This window comes from Kluyvera sp. CRP, assembly GCF_019930565.1.
Taxonomy (GTDB): Bacteria; Pseudomonadota; Gammaproteobacteria; order Enterobacterales; family Enterobacteriaceae; genus Kluyvera; species Kluyvera georgiana_A.
In genome coordinates, this window is record NZ_CP082841.1 from 894,288 (window position 1) to 915,024 (window position 20,737).

Below are 20,737 nucleotides of genomic sequence, written 5' to 3' on the forward strand. Positions count from 1 at the left end.
GATGTCACCTGTATAGCCAGTACGCGGTGCTGACGACATTAGCGCCGCTGTGAATATAGCGTTGAAGTGCTGCGGTGTTGCCGGCTTGCGTCGCCACACGTAGCGTCGATAGGCCGCGAGTATACGCCCAGCGTACCGCAGCCTGCATCAATTCTGCGCCCGCGCCGCGTCCGGCCAGCAGGCCAATACGCGCATCGGAGGCACTCAATTCTCGTAGAGAAACAAATGCGCGGATCGCGCCGTTGTTGTCGCGAAAAACCAGGCACTGGTTATCAAACGTGCCTTTGACCGCGTTTTCTATCCACTGAGCATAGAAGTGGCCGCTGGCGTCGGGAGCGTACCACGGCGCACGAAAGCGGCTTAAGGCAAACGCCTGCGCCGCCAGTGCCCGTAATTCCGGGATATCGGACTCGCAGGCCACCTGCGCCTGCGGGCAGGCTACCGGCGTGACGGGCAGCGCCAGATCGACCTCGCCTTCCACGAGCTGAAAGCCCAGCGCCTGCAGCGCATCCAGTTGCGCGACCTGGTGTGCGGCGATCTTCGCCTGCACCCGCGACCAGCCCGCCAGCCGTTCGGCGGTCAGCAGCGGCGCATCGTCGGCAAAGCGGACGATCGCGCTATTCACGCCGAAAAACTGATTTTCCCACGTCAGGGGCTCAATATTGGCGCGGACGGGCACGAAGCAGCTCCAGCAGATATTGACCGTAACCGGTTTTCGCCAGCCCGGCGGCGGCACGCTTCACGCCTTCGTCGTCGAGCCAGCCGTTGCGCCAGGCGATCTCTTCCAGACAGGCAATTTTAAAGCCCTGACGTTTTTCGACCGTCTGCACAAACATGCTCGCTTCAATCAGGCTGTCGTGGGTGCCGGTATCCAACCAGGCAAAACCGCGCCCCAGCAACTCGACGGTCAGCTTGCCATCATCCAGATACATCTGGTTGATAGACGTGATTTCCAGCTCGCCGCGTTCGGAGGGCTTCACCCGCTTCGCGTATTCCACAACATTGCTGTCGTAGAAATACAGCCCGGTGACCGCCCAGTTCGATTTCGGTTGTTTCGGTTTTTCTTCCAGCGACAGCGCCTGGAACTGGTCATCAAATTCCACCACGCCAAAACGTTCCGGATCCATCACCTGATAACCAAAGACTGTCGCCCCTTCACTACGCGCTGCCACGTGACGCAGTTTCGGGCTGAAGCCCTGGCCAAAGAAGATATTGTCACCCAGAACCAGACACGACGGCTCGCCGTTGAGGAAGGTTTCGCCAATGATAAACGCCTGCGCCAGCCCGTCCGGGCTTGGCTGTTCAGCGTACTGTAGTGAAATACCGAACTCACTGCCGTCGCCCAACAGTCGCTGGAAGTAACTTCTGTCTTCCGGGGTAGTGATAATCAAAATGTCACGGATCCCCGCCAGCATCAGCACCGACAGCGGGTAGTAGATCATTGGCTTATCGTAAATCGGCAACAGCTGCTTCGACACGCCGCGGGTAATCGGATGCAGGCGCGTACCCGAGCCGCCAGCCAGAATAATGCCTTTCATTGCTTTTCCTCCTCCGGGCGTTTTAGCCTTTCAGACCCAGGCGTTCACCCTGATAGCTGCCGTCCTGTACCTGCTTCCACCAGCTTTCGTTGGCGAGGTACCACTGCACCGTTTTACGCATACCGCTTTCAAACGTCTCTTCCGGCGTCCAGCCCAGCTCGCGGGCAATTTTCGCGGCATCAATCGCGTAGCGTAAATCATGGCCCGGACGATCGGCGACAAAAGTAATCAGGTCATGATAACGCGCAATACCCTGCGGCTTTTGCGGCACCAGTTCTTCAAGCAGCGCGCAAATCGTCTCGACGACCTCGATATTTTTACGCTCGTTATGACCGCCAATATTGTAGGTTTCGCCAATGCCGCCGGTGGTGGCGACGAGATAGAGCGCGCGGGCGTGGTCATCGACAAACAGCCAGTCGCGAATCTGCTGACCGTTGCCGTACACCGGCAGCGGTTTACCCGCCAGGGCGTTGAGAATAGTCAGCGGGATCAGTTTTTCCGGGAAGTGGTACGGACCGTAGTTGTTTGAACAGTTAGTGATAAGCGTCGGCAGGCCATAGGTACGCAGCCAGGCGCGTACCAGATGGTCGCTGCTGGCTTTCGACGCGGAATACGGGCTGCTTGGCGCATACGGCGTGGTTTCGGTAAAGAAATCGTCCGTCGAATGCAGATCGCCGTACACTTCATCGGTAGAAATATGGTGGAAGCGGAACGCCGCTTTACCCGCATCATCCAGCGTGGACCACCAGGCGCGAGCGGCTTCCAGCAGCGTGTAGGTACCGACAATGTTGGTTTCGATAAATGCCGCCGGTCCATCGATAGAACGGTCAACGTGGCTTTCCGCGGCCAGGTGCATCACCACGTCCGGGCGATACTGGGCAAATACGCGGTCCAGCGCCGGGCGATCGCAGATATCTACCTGCTCGAAAGCAAAGCGATCATCATCCGCAACCGGCGCTAAAGACGCCAGGTTACCGGCGTAGGTCAGCTTATCAACGACCACCACGCTGTCCGCGGTGTGGTTAATGATGTGACGTACGACGGCGGAGCCAATAAAGCCCGCGCCGCCAGTCACCAGAATACGTTTCAACGCCAGACCCCTTTGGTATCGACAATAAACTGCTGGGCAATCACGTCGCCGCTGATGGCTTTGAACTGAGCATGGTCGACCAGCATCACCAACACATCGGCATCGGCTAACGCCGTCTCTACCGACACCAGCGAGCACAGGCCGTCGAGTTTTTTCGGCAGTTGATGAATATTCGGCTCTACCACCAGCGTTTCGCCACTGTGCCACTGGGCGATCAGTTCAGCAATTTCCATCGCCGGACTTTCGCGCAGGTCATCGATGTTCGGTTTAAATGCCAGGCCAAAGCAGGCAATTTTCAATTCGCTGGCGCGTTTGTCGCTGGCGGCCAGGCAGTCGGCGACATTCGCCTTCACCTTGTCGATCACCCAGAACGGTTTATGGTCGTTCACTTCACGCGCGGTACGGATCAGACGTGCCTGCTGCGGATTTTGCGCCACGATGAACCACGGGTCGACGGCAATACAGTGCCCGCCCACCCCAGGACCCGGCTGGAGAATGTTGACGCGAGGATGACGATTCGCCAGGCGAATCAATTCCCAGACGTTAATCCCCTGATCGGCGCAGATCAGCGACAGTTCGTTAGCAAACGCGATGTTAACGTCGCGGAAGCTGTTTTCCGTCAGCTTACACATCTCGGCGGTGCGGGCGTTGGTCACCACGCATTCGCCTTCGAGGAAAATGTTGTACAGCTCGCTGGCGCGCGCGGAGCACACCGGCGTCATGCCGCCAATGACGCGGTCGTTTTTAATCAGTTCGACCATCACCTGCCCCGGCAACACGCGTTCCGGGCAGTAGGCAATGTTAATATCCGCCTGCTCGCCAACCTGCTGCGGGAAGGTCAGATCCGGGCGCATCTCAGCCAACCAGCCGGCCATTTGCTCGGTCGCGCCAACCGGCGAAGTGGACTCGAGGATCACCAGCGCCCCTTTCTTCAGCACCGGCGCAATGGAACGCGCTGCCGCTTCGACATAAATCATATCCGGCTCGTGATCGCCTTTAAACGGCGTCGGCACGGCAATCAGGTAAGCGTCGGCCGCTTCTGGCGTGGTGGTGGCGCGCAGATAGCCATCCGCCACCGCGGTTTTCACCACCCTGTCGAGATCGGGTTCGACAATATGAATTTCACCGCGGTTGATGGTATCCACCGCGTGTTGATTGATATCGACGCCCACAACCTGCTTTTGCCGGGAGGCAAACGCCGCCGCCGTAGGAAGGCCGATATAGCCCAGACCGATCACCGAGAGGGTTGAGAAACTCATAACGTTACCTGATTATTTTTTAATGCTGCCAAAATACGTTCGCATGCCCGGCCATCCCCGTAGGGGTTATGGGCCCGGCTCATCCTTTGATATTCTTCGTCATCGCGCAGCAGGCGCGTAACTTCATCCACAATGCGTTGGCTATCCGTTCCCACCAGGCGGACCGTGCCGGCATCGATGGCTTCCGGACGCTCAGTGGTTTCACGCATCACCAGTACGGGTTTGCCCAGCGACGGCGCCTCTTCCTGAATGCCGCCCGAATCGGTGAGAATCAGCCATGCATGATTCATCAACCAGACAAACGGCAAGTAGTCCTGCGGTTCAATCAATATGACGCTATCGATGTGCCCCAGAATCCGATTGACCGGTTCGCTGACATTCGGATTGAGGTGCACCGGATACACAATCTGCACATCCGGGTTATCCGCGGCAATTTTGGCCAGCGCATGACAAATATGTTCAAAGCCCTGACCAAAACTCTCGCGACGGTGCCCCGTGACCAGAATCGTCTTTTTGCCATTGCTGAGGAACGGATAACGCTGCGCCATATCGCTACGCAGCGCGGTATCGTTCAGCACCCGATCGCGAACCCAGAACAGCGCGTCAATCACCGTGTTGCCGGTGACGAAAATGCGCTTATCCGGCAGATTCTCCCGCAGCAGATTCTGCCGCGAATTTTCGGTCGGCGCGAAATGATACATCGCCAGGTGCCCGGTGAGCGTGCGATTCGCTTCTTCCGGCCACGGCGAATAGAGATCGCCCGTGCGCAGCCCCGCTTCCACATGACCAACGGGAATGCGCTGATAAAATGCCGCCAGGCTTGCCGCGGCGGTCGTTGTCGTGTCGCCATGCACCAGAACGACATCCGGTTTAAACAACTCCAGAACAGGCTTCAACCCCTGCAGAATGCGGCAGGTTATTTCGGTTAAACCCTGTCCTGGACTCATGATGTTGAGGTCATAGTCCGGAACAATGGAGAAGAGGTTTAGCACCTGATCAAGCATTTCCCTATGCTGTGCGGTGACGCATACTTTTGCCTCAAAATGAGGATCCTTTGCTAGCGCATGAACCAGAGGCGCCATTTTGATCGCCTCCGGACGTGTGCCAAATACAGTCAGAACTTTCACATCGATTCTCTTCTATAGATGAACCAGGCCCATCGCCCTTCACCATTGATGGGTATTTACTGCGTGCGACGACGCGCCAGTGCCACCCCCGCACCCACCAATGCGCCGACAATGCCCCACATCACCATCAGGAATACGCGGCGCGGGCTGGTGCGTTTTACCGGCTCCTCCGGTGTGCGCAAATACCGATAAGTCTGAAAACTCTTTGCCAGCGTCGGCCCCACGTTGAGGGTCGTCAGCATAGCGCGCGCCTGGTCGTAATCCAGATCGAAGGTCGGCCCAACAGCCTGCAGGTTTTCCAGTCGTGCCTGCAGCATCGGACGTCCCAGTAAAGAAAGCTCGGAATCCGGGAGCTCATCGGCCGGTACATCCGTGACGCTACGGGTAATATTGTTCTGCTGCGCAATTTTCAGCGCGGCTTCAATGCTGTGCAGACGGCGATTGAAAATCGCCTGAGCCACCTCTTCCTGACGCTTCACCTGCGCTTTCACCTGAATGGTTCGCGCGGCCCACGCGCCTTTCAGCTCGTCATTCAGATGCCCCGCGGCACGTTCGCTGGCAAACGCCACGTACTGGCGAAGCAGGTTATTGGCGTCCTGCGCGGTTTCTGCGCTCAGCGTGACGCTGTCGCTCACGTTTTTTTGCGCATCGCCTGGGATGAACTGAATGTCGTTAATCAGGTCATCAAGCTGGGCGGCATCGGCGCGGGAATTGCCCACCATCCGCTGCTTGTAGTAGTCCGTCTGCGACCAGAAATCACGACGGGTATCCCAGGAGGCGAGCTGCATAACGAACTCTTTGTAAACTTCATCCATCACCGACGGCGGCGTCGTGGTGGTTGGGTTAACCTTCACATCCAGATTGCGCAGGAATTGCTGCTGCGAGTAATAGCCGCCTAGCATGTTGACCGTTGGCCGGTCGGTGATCGCCGTGGTGCTCCATTCCTGTCGGGCAAAAAAGGTATAAATCAGCACAACAGCGGCAAATAGCACCGCAAGGCCGATAATCCAGTGTTTCCCCGACCACAACGCGCGAAACAGGCCACGAATATCCAGTTCATTCTCCGCACTTGATAACTGTGCTTCCGGTAATGGTTGTGTCATTACTACCCCAGTTTTACTTGGTTAATTTTGGATTTTTTTCACTGTTCCGACGCATTCTGCGCTTCATGCGTTTAATAAAACGCGCCACTTTCCATGCCCGCTTGATGCAGTAACCGTAGAGGCCAAAAGCCATCAGGAACAAAATCAGCATGACCCATTCAGGCACAACGCGAGTGTATTCGGCAGCCACACCAATGCCCGCCAGCAACGCGGCGGCAACCGTAATCAACACCAGCGCCTGACGAGAGGTGAAGCCCGCACGCATGATCAGATGGTGAATATGCTGACGGTCAGCCGAGAACGGGCTCATGCCCTTACGCAGACGGCGATACATAATCGCCACCATGTCCATAAGCGGAATGGCGACAATCCACAGCGCGGTGACCGGACTAATCGGGTGATGCGTACCCTGGGTGGTTTCCAGCAGGATCCAGATAACGGTGAAGCCAATCAGCGTACTGCCGGCATCCCCCATAAAGACTTTATAGCGACGCCCCAGCACGCCCAGGTTGAGCATAATGTATGGCAGGATGGCGGCAATCATGGCAAAGCACCACATGGCGAGGCTGGTCTGCCCGTCAAACCACAGAATCAGACCAATGGCGCCGAAGCTGACGCTCGACAGGCCGCCAAGCAGGCCATCGATACCGTCCACCATATTGAAAGCATTGATGATGGCCCAGACGGCAAACAAGGTCAGGAAGAAGCCAAACGGACCGAGCACCAGCTCCCACGAGCCGAAGATATAGCCGAGGCTGCGCAGGTACAGCCCTCCGACGCTCATCATCACAATACCAATCAGCGCTTGAATGATTGCGCGAATTTTAACGCTGATGTCATAACGGTCGTCGAGTGCGCCGACCAGCACGAGTACGCCAGCACAGGCCAGATAAAGGGAAGCATGCGGGATGTAGTAATTGGCGATCGCAAAAGTGAGGCAAATACCGGCGTATACAGAGATGCCGCCCACAAGCGGGATAACCCCCTGGTGACGTTTACGAAAATTAGGTCTGTCCACCAACCCGATCTTTTTAGCCACCCGGCGGGCGAAAAAAAGAAATACGGTGGTGAACAAAAAAATACTGATCAGGTCAGTACCGACGGCCAGTAAACTCACAATTTATACTCGCTGCGAATATTAGTAGCGAAAGTATACCCACGATAACTACTCATCAGAAGAGGAAGCCTGATGAATATTGGGGAAACTCGCCTGATTTATAACCAATTTTACAAACTAGCTATTATTGTAGCCGTAAACCGCAATTGTCCGCGAAAAAAAAGCGGAACCCCATCGGCGAAACTCCTAAAAACAAAAACGCCACACAATTGTGTGGCGTTTTTCAGCGAAAAACCGTGTTTTACGAACGTTTCATCATGTCGAAGAAATCGTCGTTGGTCTTGGTCATGGCCAGTTTGTTAATGAGGAATTCCATCGCGTCGATTTCACCCATCGGATGGATGATTTTGCGCAGGATCCACATTTTCTGCAGCTCTTCAGGCGTGGTGAGCAGCTCTTCTTTACGGGTACCGGAACGGTTGTAGTCGATAGCCGGGAAGACGCGTTTTTCCGCAATCTTACGAGAGAGATGCAGTTCCATGTTGCCGGTACCTTTAAACTCTTCGTAGATAACTTCATCCATTTTAGAGCCGGTATCGATAAGCGCAGTGGCGATGATGGTCAGGCTGCCGCCCTCTTCCACGTTACGCGCCGCGCCGAAGAAACGCTTCGGACGATGCAGGGCGTTGGCGTCCACACCACCGGTCAGGACTTTACCGGAAGCCGGAACCACGGTGTTGTAGGCACGCGCCAGACGGGTGATGGAGTCGAGCAGGATGATCACGTCTTTCTTGTGTTCTACCAGACGTTTCGCCTTCTCGATAACCATTTCGGCTACCTGAACGTGACGAGATGCCGGTTCGTCAAAGGTAGAAGCAACCACTTCACCTTTCACCAGACGCTGCATCTCGGTCACTTCTTCCGGACGTTCGTCAATCAGCAGCACCATCAGCACGCAGTCCGGGTGATTGTAGGCAATGCTCTGCGCGATGTTCTGCAGCAGCATGGTTTTACCGGCTTTCGGCGGCGCCACAATCAGACCACGCTGGCCGCGACCGATCGGCGATGCCAGATCCAGTACGCGAGCCGTTAAGTCTTCGGTAGAACCGTTACCACGTTCCATACGCAGACGGGAGTTTGCGTGCAGCGGTGTTAAGTTCTCGAACAGGATCTTGTTGCGCGAGTTTTCCGGCTTGTCGTAGTTAACTTCGTTAACTTTCAACAGTGCAAAGTAACGCTCACCCTCTTTCGGAGGACGAATCTTACCAGAGATGGTGTCACCAGTGCGGAGGTTGAAACGGCGGATTTGGCTGGGGGAAACGTAGATATCATCAGGGCCGGCGAGGTAGGAGCTGTCTGCGGAGCGGAGGAAACCAAATCCATCCTGCAGTATCTCCAGCACACCGTCGCCAAAGATATCTTCGCCACTCTTCGCGTGCTGCTTCAGGATGGCGAAAATGATGTCCTGCTTGCGCATACGTGCCTGGTTTTCCAGACCCATATTTTCGCCGAGAGTGATCAGCTCAGAAACCGGCGTGTTCTTTAATTCGGTAAGATTCATAATGGTGTGGGTTCTTAAACTCGGGGTAAATCTCGAACTTAATTTGTGAATGGTATGGCAGGGTCATCCGTGCCTGTTTACGGCCATCAACTCATGTCTGTTCGCTGCCTGGTCACAGGAAAGTACGCAGAACTGAAACGACAAGACGGAAAGAGTGACAAGCCTGGAATTTTTCAACCTCTGACGTGGCTAAATGCGACGGGAGGTTTGGGTCAAACAAGATTCAAACAAGGTATGTTTAAAACGAAGTCAAACTTAACTTAGCACGACTAAAGCCGGGCGTCCAGAGTTCCGCTCAATTTAAGAACACAGGACGCCCGAGTCGAATTGCTTACGCCAGGTTAGCGTCGAGGAACTCTTTGAGCTGGCCTTTAGACAGCGCGCCAACTTTGGTTGCAGCCACTTCGCCGTTCTTGAACAGCAGCAGCGTAGGGATACCGCGGATGCCATACTTCGGTGCAGTGCCCGGGTTCTGATCGATGTTCAGTTTGGCAACGGTCAGTTTACCCTGATACTCATCGGCGATTTCATCCAGAATCGGGGCGATCATTTTGCACGGACCACACCACTCTGCCCAGAAATCGACGAGGGTCAGCCCGTCAGCTTTGAGTACGTCCGTGTCAAAACTGTCGTCAGTCAGGTGAATAATTTTATCGCTCATATTTAACTCCACAGGAATAAGCCTGGTGTGTTGGTGTAGCATTAACCAACGAGGTGTTGATGTTGACTTCGCCAACAAAGGTTGACGTTATTTCACCGGATACGCTTTCTTAATGCAATAGTAAGCTGATATTCTACCACACTATGAGCAAAACACATTTAACTGAACAGAAGTTTTCCGACTTCGCCCTGCACCCTAAAGTGGTTGAAGCCCTTGAAACTAAAGGGTTTTATAATTGCACGCCCATTCAGGCGCTGGCTTTGCCGCTGACGCTTGCTGGACGTGATGTAGCTGGACAGGCGCAAACCGGTACCGGAAAAACGATGGCGTTCCTGACGTCAACGTTTCATTATCTTCTTTCTCACCCGGCAGTTGCTGACCGCCAGGTGAATCAACCGCGCGCGTTAATTATGGCGCCGACCCGTGAGCTGGCGGTACAGATTCACGCTGACGCAGAGCCGCTGGCTCAGGCCACCGGTCTGAAGCTGGGCCTGGCCTACGGCGGTGACGGCTATGACAAACAGCTGAAAGTGCTGGAGAGCGGCGTCGATATTCTGATCGGCACCACCGGCCGTCTCATTGATTATGCAAAACAGAACCATATTAATCTGGGCGCGATCCAGGTCGTGGTGCTGGACGAAGCCGATCGTATGTACGATCTCGGCTTTATTAAAGATATCCGTTGGCTGTTCCGCCGCATGCCGCCGGCCAACCAGCGTCTGAACATGCTGTTCTCCGCCACCCTTTCTTACCGCGTACGCGAACTGGCGTTCGAGCAAATGAACAACGCCGAATATGTGGAAGTGGAGCCAGAGCAGAAAACGGGCCATCGCATTAAAGAAGAGCTTTTCTATCCTTCCAATGAAGAAAAAATGCGTTTACTGCAAACGCTGCTGGAAGAAGAATGGCCCGATCGCGCGATTATCTTCGCCAACACCAAGCACCGCTGTGAAGACATCTGGGGCCACCTGGCTGCCGATGGTCATCGCGTCGGCCTGCTGACCGGTGACGTGGCGCAGAAAAAACGTCTGCGTATTCTGGAAGATTTCACCCGTGGCGATCTCGACATTCTTGTCGCGACCGACGTTGCGGCGCGCGGCCTGCACATTCCTGCTGTGACGCACGTCTTTAACTATGACCTGCCAGACGACTGTGAAGACTACGTACACCGCATCGGTCGTACCGGTCGCGCAGGCGCAAGCGGCCACTCAATTAGCCTCGCCTGTGAAGAGTATGCACTGAACTTGCCGGCCATTGAGACCTACACGGGTCACTCGATTCCGGTCAGTAAGTACAACCCGGATGCCTTGTTAACCGACCTGCCGAAGCCGCTGCGTCTGACGCGCGTTCGCCAGGGTAACGGTCCGCGTCGTTCGGGCGCGCCACGTAATCGTCGTCGTTCAGGTTAAATAAGTTATGCTCACTACCACCTCGCTGTACGCAGCCATTGATCTCGGTTCCAATAGTTTTCATATGCTGATTGTGCGCGAGGTGGCGGGTAGCATCCAGACGCTCACCCGTATCAAGCGTAAAGTGCGTCTGGCCGCCGGGCTGAGCCAGGACAACATCCTGTCGACGGAAGCCATGGAACGAGGCTGGCAGTGCCTGCGTCTTTTCGCCGAGCGATTACAAGATATTCCCCCCACGCAAATCCGCATCGTGGCAACCGCAACGCTGCGTCTTGCCGTGAATGCCGACGTCTTTATCGCCAAAGCCCAGGAGATCCTCGGCTGTCCGGTGCAGGTTATCCGCGGCGAAGAAGAAGCACGTCTGATTTATCAGGGCGTCGCGCACACCACTGGCGGCGACGATCGTCGTTTAGTGGTCGATATCGGTGGCGCCAGTACTGAACTGGTGACCGGCACCGGTGCGCAAACTACCTCGTTGTTCAGCCTGTCGATGGGCTGCGTGACCTGGCTGGAGCGCTACTTCACCGACCGTAATCTGGCGCAGGAACATTTCGACGAAGCGGAACGTGCCGCCCGTGAAGTGTTAAAGCCGGTCGCGGATGAACTGCGTCACCACGGCTGGAAAGTCTGTGTCGGTGCCTCCGGTACGGTTCAGGCGTTGCAGGAAATCATGATGGCGCAGGGAATGGATGAACGCATCACCCTCGCAAAACTTCAGCAGCTCAAGCAGCGCGCCATCCAGTGTGGCCGTCTGGAAGAGCTGGAGATTGAAGGGTTAACGCTGGAACGCGCGCTGGTTTTCCCGAGCGGGCTGGCGATCCTGATCGCTATTTTTACCGAACTGAACATCCAGTGCATGACCCTGGCCGGCGGCGCACTGCGCGAAGGGTTGGTTTACGGTATGCTGCATCTGGCGGTCGATGAAGATATTCGCAGCCGCACGCTGCGCAATATTCAGCGCCGTTTTATGGTCGACACTGAGCAGGCGAACCGCGTCGCACAGCTGGCGGATAACTTTGTCGATCAGGTTGCTAAAAGCTGGGAACTGGAGCCATTAAGCCGCGAACTGCTGCTAAGCGCCTGCGCGCTGCATGAAATCGGCCTCAGCGTTGACTTCAAGCAAGCCCCGCAGCACGCAGCCTATCTGGTGCGTAACCTCGATCTACCGGGTTTTACCCCCGCACAGAAAAAGCTGCTCGCCACCCTGCTGTTAAACCAGACCAACACCGTCAATCTGCCTACGCTGCATCAGCAGAACGCCGTACCGCCGCGCGTAGCCGAGCATCTTTGCCGCCTGCTACGCCTGGCGATTCTGTTTGCCAGCCGCCGTCGTGACGATCTCCTGCCCGCGATTACGCTGGTTGCCGAAGGTGAAAACCTGACGCTGACGCTGCCGGAAGGCTGGCTTGCGCACCACCCTCTGGGCCGCGAAATGGTCGATCAGGAGTGCCAGTGGCAAAGCTATATTCACTGGCCGCTGGAAGTCCGCTAAACCTCATCGGGTTGCCGGATGACGCTGCGCTTATCCGGCCTACCATGACTCAGTTATGATTTTTTCGCCTTCGCCAGCATTTCACGAATATTGGCGACATTAGCCTGCCCTTTGTGCATACGTTCTTCCGCAGTAATCACCTTCCGCTCCTGTTCCCAGATCACATCATCCTGCGGCAGTTCCAGCAGGAAACGGCTCGGCTCCGGACGCACTAATTCACCGTACTGACGGCGTTCTTTGCACAGAGTAAAAATCAGCTCTTTCTGCGCGCGGGTAATGCCGACGTAGGCCAGGCGGCGCTCTTCATCAACGTTATCTTCGTCAATGCTGCTCTGGTGCGGCAGCAGCCCCTCCTCCATCCCCACCAGGAAGACGTACGGGAACTCCAGACCTTTTGATGCGTGCAGGGTCATCAGCTGAACCTGATCCAGTTCTTCCTCGCTTTCGCCGCGCTCCATCATGTCACGCAGCGTAAAGCGAGTGACCACCTGCGTCAGGGTCATCGGCTCTTCCAGCTCGCTGCCTTCCAGCATTTCCGTCATCCAACTGAACAACGTGTTGACGTTTTTCATGCGCATTTCGGCGGCTTTCGGGCTCGGCGAGGTTTCAAACAGCCAGGATTCGTAATCAATACCGTGAATCAGATCGCGCACAGCGGCGATCGGCTCGCGTTCCGCCAGGCGCTGAATTTCGCCCAGCCACTGGGTAAAGCGCGTCAGCGATTCATAGCCACGGCCGGTGAGCGTCTGGCTCAGCCCCATATCGAAGCTGGCGGTGAACAGGCTCTTGTTGCGGGTCATCGCCCACTCGCCGAGTTTTTGCAGCGTTGCGGGGCCAATCTCGCGTTTCGGCGTGTTGACGATACGCAGGAACGCGCTGTCGTCATCCGGGTTGCTCAGCACGCGCAGGTAGGCCAGGAGGTCTTTAATCTCCGGGCGTGAGAAGAACGAGGTGCCGCCGGAAATTTTGTACGGGATGCGGTTCTGCATCAGGAATTTTTCAAACACCCGCGACTGGTGGTTGCCGCGGTAGAGGATTGCATAATCCTTATACTGCGTCTTGTTGACGAAGTGGTGCGCAATCAACTCGCCGGTAACACGCTCAGCCTCGTGCTCTTCGTGGTTGGCGCTCAATACCTTCAGTTCCGGACCATAACCCAACTCGGAAAACAGCCGTTTTTCAAACACGTGCGGGTTGTTGGCGATCAGAATGTTCGCCGCCTTCAGGATACGCCCGGAGGAGCGATAGTTTTGCTCGAGCTTAATCACCTGCAGCGCAGGGAAGTCTTTGCTCAGCAGCACCAGATTCTGCGGACGCGCGCCGCGCCATGAGTAGATGGACTGGTCATCGTCACCCACCACGGTAAAGCGCGCGCGTTGCCCCACCAGCAGCTTCACCAGCTCGTACTGGCTGGTGTTGGTATCCTGATATTCATCCACCAGCAGGTAGCGGATTTTATTCTGCCAGCGCTCACGCACCTCTTCATTACGTTGCAGCAGCAGCGTCGGCAACAGGATCAGATCGTCGAAGTCCAGCACGTTACAGGCTTTCATATGCGCATCATACAGACCGTAGCAGTGGGCAAAAATACGGTCCCGCTCGCCCTTCGCGCTGGCCGCCGCCTGCGCCGGGGTCATCAGATCGTTTTTCCAGTTGGAGATCGTCGAGATCAGCTGCTGGAACACCACCTTATCGTCTTCAATCAGCCCTTCAGTCAGCTCCTTGAGCAGCGCAGTCTGGTCGGTATCGTCAAACAACGAGAAGTTCGACTTCATTCCCAGCGCGGCGTACTCGCGCTTAATGATATCCAGCCCAAGCGTGTGGAAGGTGGAGATCATCAGCCCACGTGCTTCTTTGCGCCCTAACGTTTGCGCCACACGCTCTTTCATCTCACGCGCGGCCTTGTTGGTAAAGGTCACGGCGGCAATATGACGCGCCTGATAGCCACAGGCGTGGATCAGGTGGGCAATCTTATTGGTGATAACGCGGGTCTTGCCGGAGCCAGCACCCGCCAGCACCAGGCAGGGTCCGGTGACGAATTCGACGGCTTGTTGTTGTCCGGGGTTCAAACGCATAGGGGGATTGCTCAATCTGTAAACACGGGGGTGTGGATTGTAGCAGAAAGTCTGGCGGGAGGGATCGCCCACTGAAAGGCGCCGAAGAAAATCAGCGCTGAAGCGAACGGAGGCTGATGTTTATGCCACTAGCTCATGCTTTTTCCCGATGAAAATCGGCGAGCCGTATTCTGGATAATATATTTCGAGAGTAATTCATCTTCTGAACAATTAATTTCAAATGAAAACAACTGTTTTATTAATATGGAGAATATAGCTGTATCCCTGCACAAAAAAGAGGGTAACCAGCGATATCAATGAAACATCACAAAATGAAAACAATGCCATCAATAGTATTGTCCCCGTCATGACTTTCGTTATCTGTTTGGGTTTACCTGTTGTTCTCACTGTTAGCAATAATTAACCACTTACTTTATGGTGAAATAAAGAATGGCACAGGAAATTTTATTACCAGACGTCACCGTGACCAATAGCACGGAGAGATTGAGCGTTAGGGAGAAGCTAGGATTTGGTTTTGGCGATGCGGCCTGTAATATGAGTTGGGGCCCGGTCACCATGTTCCTCACCTATTTTTATACCGATATATTTGGTCTGGATGCAGCGCTCCTCGCCACCATGTTTTTAGTCGTCAGACTGGTCGATGCGTTTGTCGACCCTATGCTTGGCGGTATTGCCGATCGCACGCGTTCACGCTATGGACGTTTTCGCCCTTATATTCTTTACGGCTGCGTTCCCTTCTGCCTGATCTGTATCCTCGCGTTCTATACGCCGGATATCACCGCGGGCTGGAAAGGCGTGTATGCTTTTGTCACCTACCTGTTGCTGTCAGTATTGTACAGTACGGTCAATATTCCTTACTGTTCGCTGGGTAGCGTCATTACCGCCAACCCGGTCGATCGCATCTCGTGTCAGTCCTACCGTTTTACCATGGCCAACTGTGCGGTGCTGCTGTGTTCCTTAACGCTGTTGCCGCTCGTACACTATTTCGGCGCGGGCGATCAGCAAAAAGGGTTCTTTATTACCAACACCCTCTTTTCAATTATTGGTCTCTGCATGTTCCTGCTGTGTGTCTTCAATACCCGCGAGCGCATCGCGCCGGAAGAGGGGCCGCAGGAAAATATCTTCAAAAGCCTGCTTTTTGCCTTTAAAAACAAGCAGTGGGTTCTGGTGGTCTCCGGGATGTTTATCGGTTGTATTCCCGCTTTTGTCTGCGGCGGCGCGACCATCTATTTCACCAAATATCTTATGCACCTTAACGACCTCTGGACGACGGTGTTTATCAGTATCGGGATCGTGGCTGCGATATTAGGTAACCTGACCACCAATACGCTAACAAAATATATTTGCAAGGTGAAACTATATATTTACGTTGGTTTTATTACCGCCGCCATCTCCATCCTGATTTACTTTATCGACCCACGAAACATAGAGACTATTTTCGCCCTCAACACCCTGCGCGGCTATATTGGCGCGATTACGGTGCCGATATTCTGGTCCTTTATTGGTGATGCCGACGACTTTGGCGCATGGAAATTCAAGCGTCGTATGTCCGGCGTCTATGCATCCGGCAACCTGTTTGCCCTGAAGGTAAGTCTGGCGATTGCCGGCACGATTACCGCCACCATCCTGTCCTTAACACACTATGTTCCGGATGCGCCTCAGCAAACGCCAGAGACACTGAACGCCATTATGCTGCTGATCACCGTCATTCCCGCAGCGGGCAGCATCATCACATCACTGCTGTTCCTGTTCTTTTACAAGCTGGACACCCGGATGATGAACGAAATTCAGACCGATTTAAAAGCTAACCACTACCCCGCTTAAGGAGGAACGTTATGTCGAAGCTCCACTTCGCCATTACCCCGGATAATCGCATCGCCGAGATTAACCCCCGGCTGTTTGGCTCTTTCGTTGAGCATCTGGGCCGTGCGGTTTATACCGGTATTTACGAACCCGGCCACCCGGAAGCCGATGCGCAAGGGTTCCGCCAGGACGTGATTAACCTGGTGAAAGAGATGAACGTCACCACCGTGCGCTATCCCGGCGGCAACTATGTCTCCGGCTTCAACTGGCGCGATGGTATTGGCCCCAAAGAAGAGCGTCCGGTGCGCCTGGACTACGCGTGGATCAGCAAAGAGAGCAACCAGTTTGGCATCAGCGAGTTTAACCACTGGTGCCAACAAACCCACGTCGAGCCGATGATCGCCATCAATCTGGGGACCGGCACGCCGCAGGAAGCGGGATACTTTATTGAATACTGTAACCACCCTGGCGGCACCACGCTCAGCGATCTGCGCGTGCAGCACGGCGACGCCGAGCCTTATAACTTTAAACTCTGGTGCCTCGGTAACGAGATGGACGGCCCGTGGCAAACCGGGCAGATGAGCGCCGACGACTACGCCAAAAAGGCGCGCGAGACGGCCAAAATTCTGCGCTGCGTCGACCCGGAGGTTGAGCTCATTGCGTGCGGGAGTTCAAGCTCGATGATGGATACCTTCCCCACCTGGGATCGGGTCGTTCTCGAAGAACTGTACGACTACGTCGATTACATCTCCTGCCACCAGTATTATGAAAACGAAGGCACAGAAAGCGACTTTCTGGCCTCCTTCGTCAATATGGACAACTTTATCGAGACCATCGTCAGCACCGCCAACTACGTGAAAGCGTACAAGCGCGGTAAGAAGGACATTATGATCTCCTTCGATGAATGGAACGTCTGGTATCTGCGCGGCGACCCCTGGGATGCGCCGATGAAGCATAAAGAGAATCGCTTTAAGGTTGCGCCGCCTTTGCTGGAAGATCGTTACTCTTTTCTCGACGCGCTGGTCGTTGGCGGTCTTCTCTGCTCCCTCATTAACCACTGCGATCGGGTAAAAATGGCCAGCCTGGCGCAGTTAGTGAACGTCATTGCCCCCATCTTTACCGAAGCGGGCGGCGGGGTGATTCGTCAGACCATCTTCTGGCCCTTTGCGATGGTGGCTAACGTGGCGAAAGGCAGCGCGTTGCGCCACTTCATTCCTGCGGGCACCTTCAGCAGCAAATACGGTGACGCACGGCGCATCCAGTCTGCCGTGGTGCACAATGCCGCAGCGGGTAAACTCTATTTATTCGCGCTGAACAGCGATTTTCACGACAACTTCACGCTGGATCCGGATCTGTCGGCGTTTGGCCAGACGCGTCTTGCAGAACATCAGATCCTCCGCTGTGACGATCTCTACGCGAAAAATACCTTTGATCGTCCGGATCGCGTTGCGCCGGAGACGCTAACGGCCTCCGACCTCACCCTGCCGCCGCTGTCGTGGAACCGCATCACCTTCGACATCCTGTAACGGCTTTTACATGCTAATATTGCGCCCTGATTTATCACTTAACCCAGGGCGCAAACCATGGCAAAAACAGCAGCAGCACTGCATATCCTTGTAAAAGAAGAGAAACTGGCATTGGATCTTCTGGAGCAGATTAAAAACGGCGCCGACTTCGGCAAGCTGGCAAAGAAGCACTCCATCTGCCCGTCGGGCAAACGCGGCGGCGACTTAGGTGAATTCCGCCAGGGCCAGATGGTGCCGGCGTTCGACAAAGTGGTCTTCTCCTGCCCGGTGCTGGAGCCAACCGGCCCGCTGCACACTCAGTTCGGTTACCACATCATCAAAGTGCTGTACCGGAAATAAACAGCAAGGCCTTCTCAAAGAGAAGGCCTTTAATGTTTGCTCCCTCTCCCTGCGGGAGAGGGTTGGGGTGAGGGCATCAGCCCGCGACTGCAATACGTTTCATATCCGTCATATAGCCACGCAGTTTCTGGCCCACTTTCTCGATAGCATGGCCGCGAATGGCGTCGTTCACATCACGCAGCTGCGCGTTGTCTACCGCGCCTTCGGCAATCGCTTTGCCCAGATCGCCGGTCTGCAGGGTGGTCATGAACTCTTTCAGCAGCGGCACGCAAGCGTAAGAGAACAGGTAGTTACCGTATTCTGCGGTATCGGAGATAACCACGTTCATTTCGTACAGACGCTTACGGGCGATGGTGTTGGCGATCAGCGGCAGTTCGTGCAGTGATTCGTAGTAAGCGGATTCTTCGATGATGCCGGAATCGACCATGGTTTCGAACGCCAGCTCAACGCCCGCTTTCACCATCGCAATCATCAGCACGCCTTTATCGAAGTACTCCTGCTCGCCGATTTTGCCTTCATACTGCGGAGCGGTTTCGAACGCGGTTTTGCCGGTCTCTTCACGCCAGGTCAGCAGTTTCTTATCGTCGTTAGCCCAGTCAGCCATCATGCCGGAGGAGAATTCGCCGGAGATGATGTCATCCATGTGTTTCTGGAACAGCGGAGCCATGATCTCTTTCAGCTGTTCAGACAGCGCGTAAGCACGCAGTTTCGCCGGGTTAGACAGACGGTCCATCATCAGGGTGATGCCGCCCTGCTTCAGCGCTTCGGTGATGGTTTCCCAGCCGAACTGAATCAGTTTTTCCGCATAAGCCGGGTCGGTGCCTTCTGCCACCAGCTTGTCGAAGCACAGCAGAGAACCGGCCTGCAGCATACCGCACAGGATAGTCTGCTCGCCCATCAGGTCAGATTTCACTTCCGCAACGAAAGAAGATTCCAGTACGCCCGCACGGTGACCGCCGGTGGCCGCAGCCCAGGCTTTAGCAATCGCCATACCTTCGCCTTTCGGATCGTTTTCCGGGTGAACGGCGATCAGGGTCGGAACACCGAAACCACGTTTGTACTCTTCACGCACTTCGGTACCCGGGCATTTCGGCGCTACCATCACCACGGTGATGTCTTTACGGATCTGCTCGCCGACTTCGACGATGTTGAAGCCGTGGGAGTAGCCCAGCGCCGCACCGTCTTTCATCAGCGGCTGTACGGAACGCACCACGTCGGAGTGCTGTTTGTCTGGCGTCAGGTTAACCACCAGGTCCGCCTGCGGGATCAGCTCTTCGTAGGTGCCTACTTTGAAGCCGTTTTCGGTCGCTTTACGCCAGGAAGCCCGCTTCTCAGCAATCGCTTCTTTACGCAGGGCATAGGAGATATCCAGACCGGAGTCACGCATGTTCAGGCCCTGGTTCAGACCCTGAGCGCCACAGCCGACGATGACCACTTTTTTACCCTGCAGGTAGCTCGCGCCGTCGGCGAATTCGTCGCGGCCCATAAAGCGGCATTTACCCAGCTGCGCCAGCTGCTGGCGCAGATTCAGTGTATTAAAGTAGTTAGCCATGATGGTGTACTCCGTGATGTTGTGTGTCTTATTGTTCGGTTCGCTTTTGCGAGAATGAACCCACATTACAACAGGAAATTCATTGCGGAAATTGATATATTCACAACATTACGTTGCAATTTCTGCAATATAAATCCGTGAGGTGAAATCGGTGGATTTACGCGATCTGAAAACCTTCCTGCATCTGGCGGAAAGCCGCCACTTTGGCCGCAGCGCGCGGGCGATGCACGTCAGCCCCTCCACGCTCTCCCGGCAGATTCAGCGGCTGGAAGAAGATCTCGGCCAGCCGCTGTTTGTACGCGATAACCGCACGGTCACGCTGACCGAAGCCGGTGAAGAGCTGCGAGTGTTTGCCCAACAGACGCTTTTGCAATATCAGCAGTTGCGCCATACCCTCGATCAGCAGGGGCCGTCCCTTTCCGGCGAACTCCATATCTTCTGTTCAGTGACCGCGGCGTACAGTCATCTGCCGCCGATCCTCGACCGCTTCCGCGCCGAACATCCCTCGGTGGAAATTAAGCTCACCACCGGCGACGCCGCCGACGCCATGGACAAAGTGGTCACCGGCGAGGCCGATCTGGCGATTGCCGGTAAGCCGGAAACGCTGCCCGGCGCGGTCGCCTTTTCGATGCTGGAAAATCTGGCGGTGGTGCTGATCGCCCCGGCGCTGCCCTGCCCGGTGCGCAATCAGGTTTCGGTTGATAAGCCCGACTGGTCGACGGTGCCGTTTATCATGGCCGATCAGGGGCCGGTACGCCGCCGCATTGAGCTGTGGTTCCGTCGTCACAAAATCAGTAATCCATCTATTTACGCGACGGTAGGCGGCCATGAGGCGATGGTCTCAATGGTGGCGCTGGGCTGCGGCGTGGCGCTCATTCCCGAAATCGTGCTGGAAAACAGCCCGGAACCGGTGCGCAACCGCGTGATGATTTTAGAACGCAGCGATGAGAAGACCCCGTTCGAACTGGGGGTCTGCGTGCAGAAAAAACGGCTGCATGAGCCGTTGGTGGATGCGTTCTGGAAGATTGTGCTCGAGCGTAAAATGACCGAATAGCATGGCCCCAGTCATGCCCCAGGTTTGGGAGATTAATTGGTATCAAAGGTGCCAGGTCTAAACGGGCTGTGCAGGTAAAATCGTCGCTAAA

The 20,737-nt window shown here is 55.3% G+C and carries 18 protein-coding genes; 6 read left to right on the forward strand and 12 right to left on the reverse strand.

Translation table 11 applies throughout. The features are described 5' to 3' along the window. Nucleotides 1-4: 4 nt before the first annotated feature. The 10 genes from rffC to trxA form a co-directional block, all read right to left on the reverse strand. On the reverse strand, nt 5-679 hold the full coding sequence (rffC, locus tag K7B04_RS04085; protein ID WP_163448156.1) for a dTDP-4-amino-4,6-dideoxy-D-galactose acyltransferase: 675 nt from the start codon (nt 677-679) through the stop codon (nt 5-7). Then, nucleotides 657-1,538, reverse strand: coding sequence for a glucose-1-phosphate thymidylyltransferase RfbA (rfbA, locus tag K7B04_RS04090; RefSeq protein ID WP_163448155.1), 882 nt, complete (start codon nt 1,536-1,538; stop codon nt 657-659). Before rfbA ends, rffC begins: the two co-directional genes overlap by 23 nt. A gap of 22 nt (nt 1,539-1,560) precedes the next feature. Next, the gene (gene rffG / locus K7B04_RS04095; RefSeq protein ID WP_163448154.1) at nt 1,561-2,628 is read right to left on the reverse strand and encodes a dTDP-glucose 4,6-dehydratase; all 1,068 of its coding nucleotides are present in this window, start codon (nt 2,626-2,628) and stop codon (nt 1,561-1,563) included. Next, on the reverse strand, nt 2,625-3,887 hold the full coding sequence (gene wecC, locus K7B04_RS04100) for a UDP-N-acetyl-D-mannosamine dehydrogenase (protein ID WP_163448153.1): 1,263 nt from the start codon (nt 3,885-3,887) through the stop codon (nt 2,625-2,627). The genes rffG and wecC overlap by 4 nt, the downstream gene beginning before the upstream one ends. Further along, entirely contained in the window at nt 3,884-5,014 is a 1,131-nt protein-coding gene (gene wecB, locus K7B04_RS04105) for a UDP-N-acetylglucosamine 2-epimerase (non-hydrolyzing) (RefSeq protein WP_163448152.1), read from the reverse strand. Before wecB ends, wecC begins: the two co-directional genes overlap by 4 nt. Nucleotides 5,015-5,070: 56 nt before the next feature. Beyond that, nucleotides 5,071-6,117, reverse strand: a complete 1,047-nt coding sequence (wzzE, locus tag K7B04_RS04110; RefSeq protein WP_163448151.1) for an ECA polysaccharide chain length modulation protein — start codon at nt 6,115-6,117, stop codon at nt 5,071-5,073. A gap of 13 nt (nt 6,118-6,130) precedes the next feature. Then, complete coding sequence (gene wecA, locus K7B04_RS04115) at nt 6,131-7,234, reverse strand: UDP-N-acetylglucosamine--undecaprenyl-phosphate N-acetylglucosaminephosphotransferase (protein WP_163448150.1); 1,104 nt, start codon at nt 7,232-7,234, stop codon at nt 6,131-6,133. A gap of 241 nt (nt 7,235-7,475) precedes the next feature. Beyond that, on the reverse strand, nt 7,476-8,735 hold the full coding sequence (gene rho / locus K7B04_RS04120) for a transcription termination factor Rho (protein ID WP_035895778.1): 1,260 nt from the start codon (nt 8,733-8,735) through the stop codon (nt 7,476-7,478). Between the two features lie 86 nt (nt 8,736-8,821). Then, a complete protein-coding gene (locus tag K7B04_RS24545; RefSeq protein ID WP_106929928.1) occupies nt 8,822-8,905 on the reverse strand; it encodes a rho operon leader peptide in 84 nt (27 codons plus the stop codon). Between the two features lie 161 nt (nt 8,906-9,066). Beyond that, on the reverse strand, nt 9,067-9,396 hold the full coding sequence (gene trxA, locus K7B04_RS04125) for a thioredoxin TrxA (RefSeq protein WP_004386384.1): 330 nt from the start codon (nt 9,394-9,396) through the stop codon (nt 9,067-9,069). A gap of 143 nt (nt 9,397-9,539) precedes the next feature. Between trxA and rhlB the strand changes: the two genes are divergently transcribed. Both rhlB and gppA read left to right on the forward strand, forming a co-directional pair. After that, nucleotides 9,540-10,805 (forward strand): ATP-dependent RNA helicase RhlB, encoded by a 1,266-nt coding sequence (gene rhlB, locus K7B04_RS04130; RefSeq protein ID WP_064546396.1) that lies wholly within the window; start codon nt 9,540-9,542, stop codon nt 10,803-10,805. 7 nt (nt 10,806-10,812) lie between these two features. After that, nucleotides 10,813-12,297: a guanosine-5'-triphosphate,3'-diphosphate diphosphatase gene (gene gppA / locus K7B04_RS04135; RefSeq protein ID WP_223803530.1), complete on the forward strand. Its 1,485-nt coding sequence runs from the start codon at nt 10,813-10,815 to the stop codon at nt 12,295-12,297. A gap of 53 nt (nt 12,298-12,350) precedes the next feature. Here gppA and rep read toward each other — a convergent pair whose 3' ends face one another. After that, a complete protein-coding gene (gene rep, locus K7B04_RS04140; RefSeq protein ID WP_223803531.1) occupies nt 12,351-14,372 on the reverse strand; it encodes a DNA helicase Rep in 2,022 nt (673 codons plus the stop codon). A 429-nt stretch (nt 14,373-14,801) separates the two neighbouring features. Here rep and K7B04_RS04145 point away from each other — a divergent pair, with 429 nt between their 5' ends. From K7B04_RS04145 to ppiC, 3 genes are read left to right on the forward strand one after another with little or no spacing between them, the layout of a single operon-like run. Next, nucleotides 14,802-16,196, forward strand: coding sequence for an MFS transporter (locus K7B04_RS04145; protein WP_223803532.1), 1,395 nt, complete (start codon nt 14,802-14,804; stop codon nt 16,194-16,196). 11 nt (nt 16,197-16,207) lie between these two features. Continuing rightward, nucleotides 16,208-17,701, forward strand: a complete 1,494-nt coding sequence (locus K7B04_RS04150; RefSeq protein ID WP_223803533.1) for an alpha-N-arabinofuranosidase — start codon at nt 16,208-16,210, stop codon at nt 17,699-17,701. Between the two features lie 57 nt (nt 17,702-17,758). Further along, entirely contained in the window at nt 17,759-18,040 is a 282-nt protein-coding gene (gene ppiC, locus K7B04_RS04155) for a peptidylprolyl isomerase PpiC (protein ID WP_004886861.1), read from the forward strand. A gap of 76 nt (nt 18,041-18,116) precedes the next feature. Here the strand turns inward: ppiC and ilvC are convergent, their stop codons facing one another. Then, a complete protein-coding gene (ilvC, locus tag K7B04_RS04160) occupies nt 18,117-19,592 on the reverse strand; it encodes a ketol-acid reductoisomerase (RefSeq protein ID WP_069325102.1) in 1,476 nt (491 codons plus the stop codon). A 151-nt stretch (nt 19,593-19,743) separates the two neighbouring features. Between ilvC and ilvY the strand changes: the two genes are divergently transcribed. After that, nucleotides 19,744-20,646 carry an HTH-type transcriptional activator IlvY gene (gene ilvY / locus K7B04_RS04165; protein WP_009654922.1) on the forward strand — a complete coding sequence of 301 codons (903 nt, stop codon included), beginning with the start codon at nt 19,744-19,746 and terminating at the stop codon, nt 20,644-20,646. Nucleotides 20,647-20,737 lie beyond the last annotated feature (91 nt).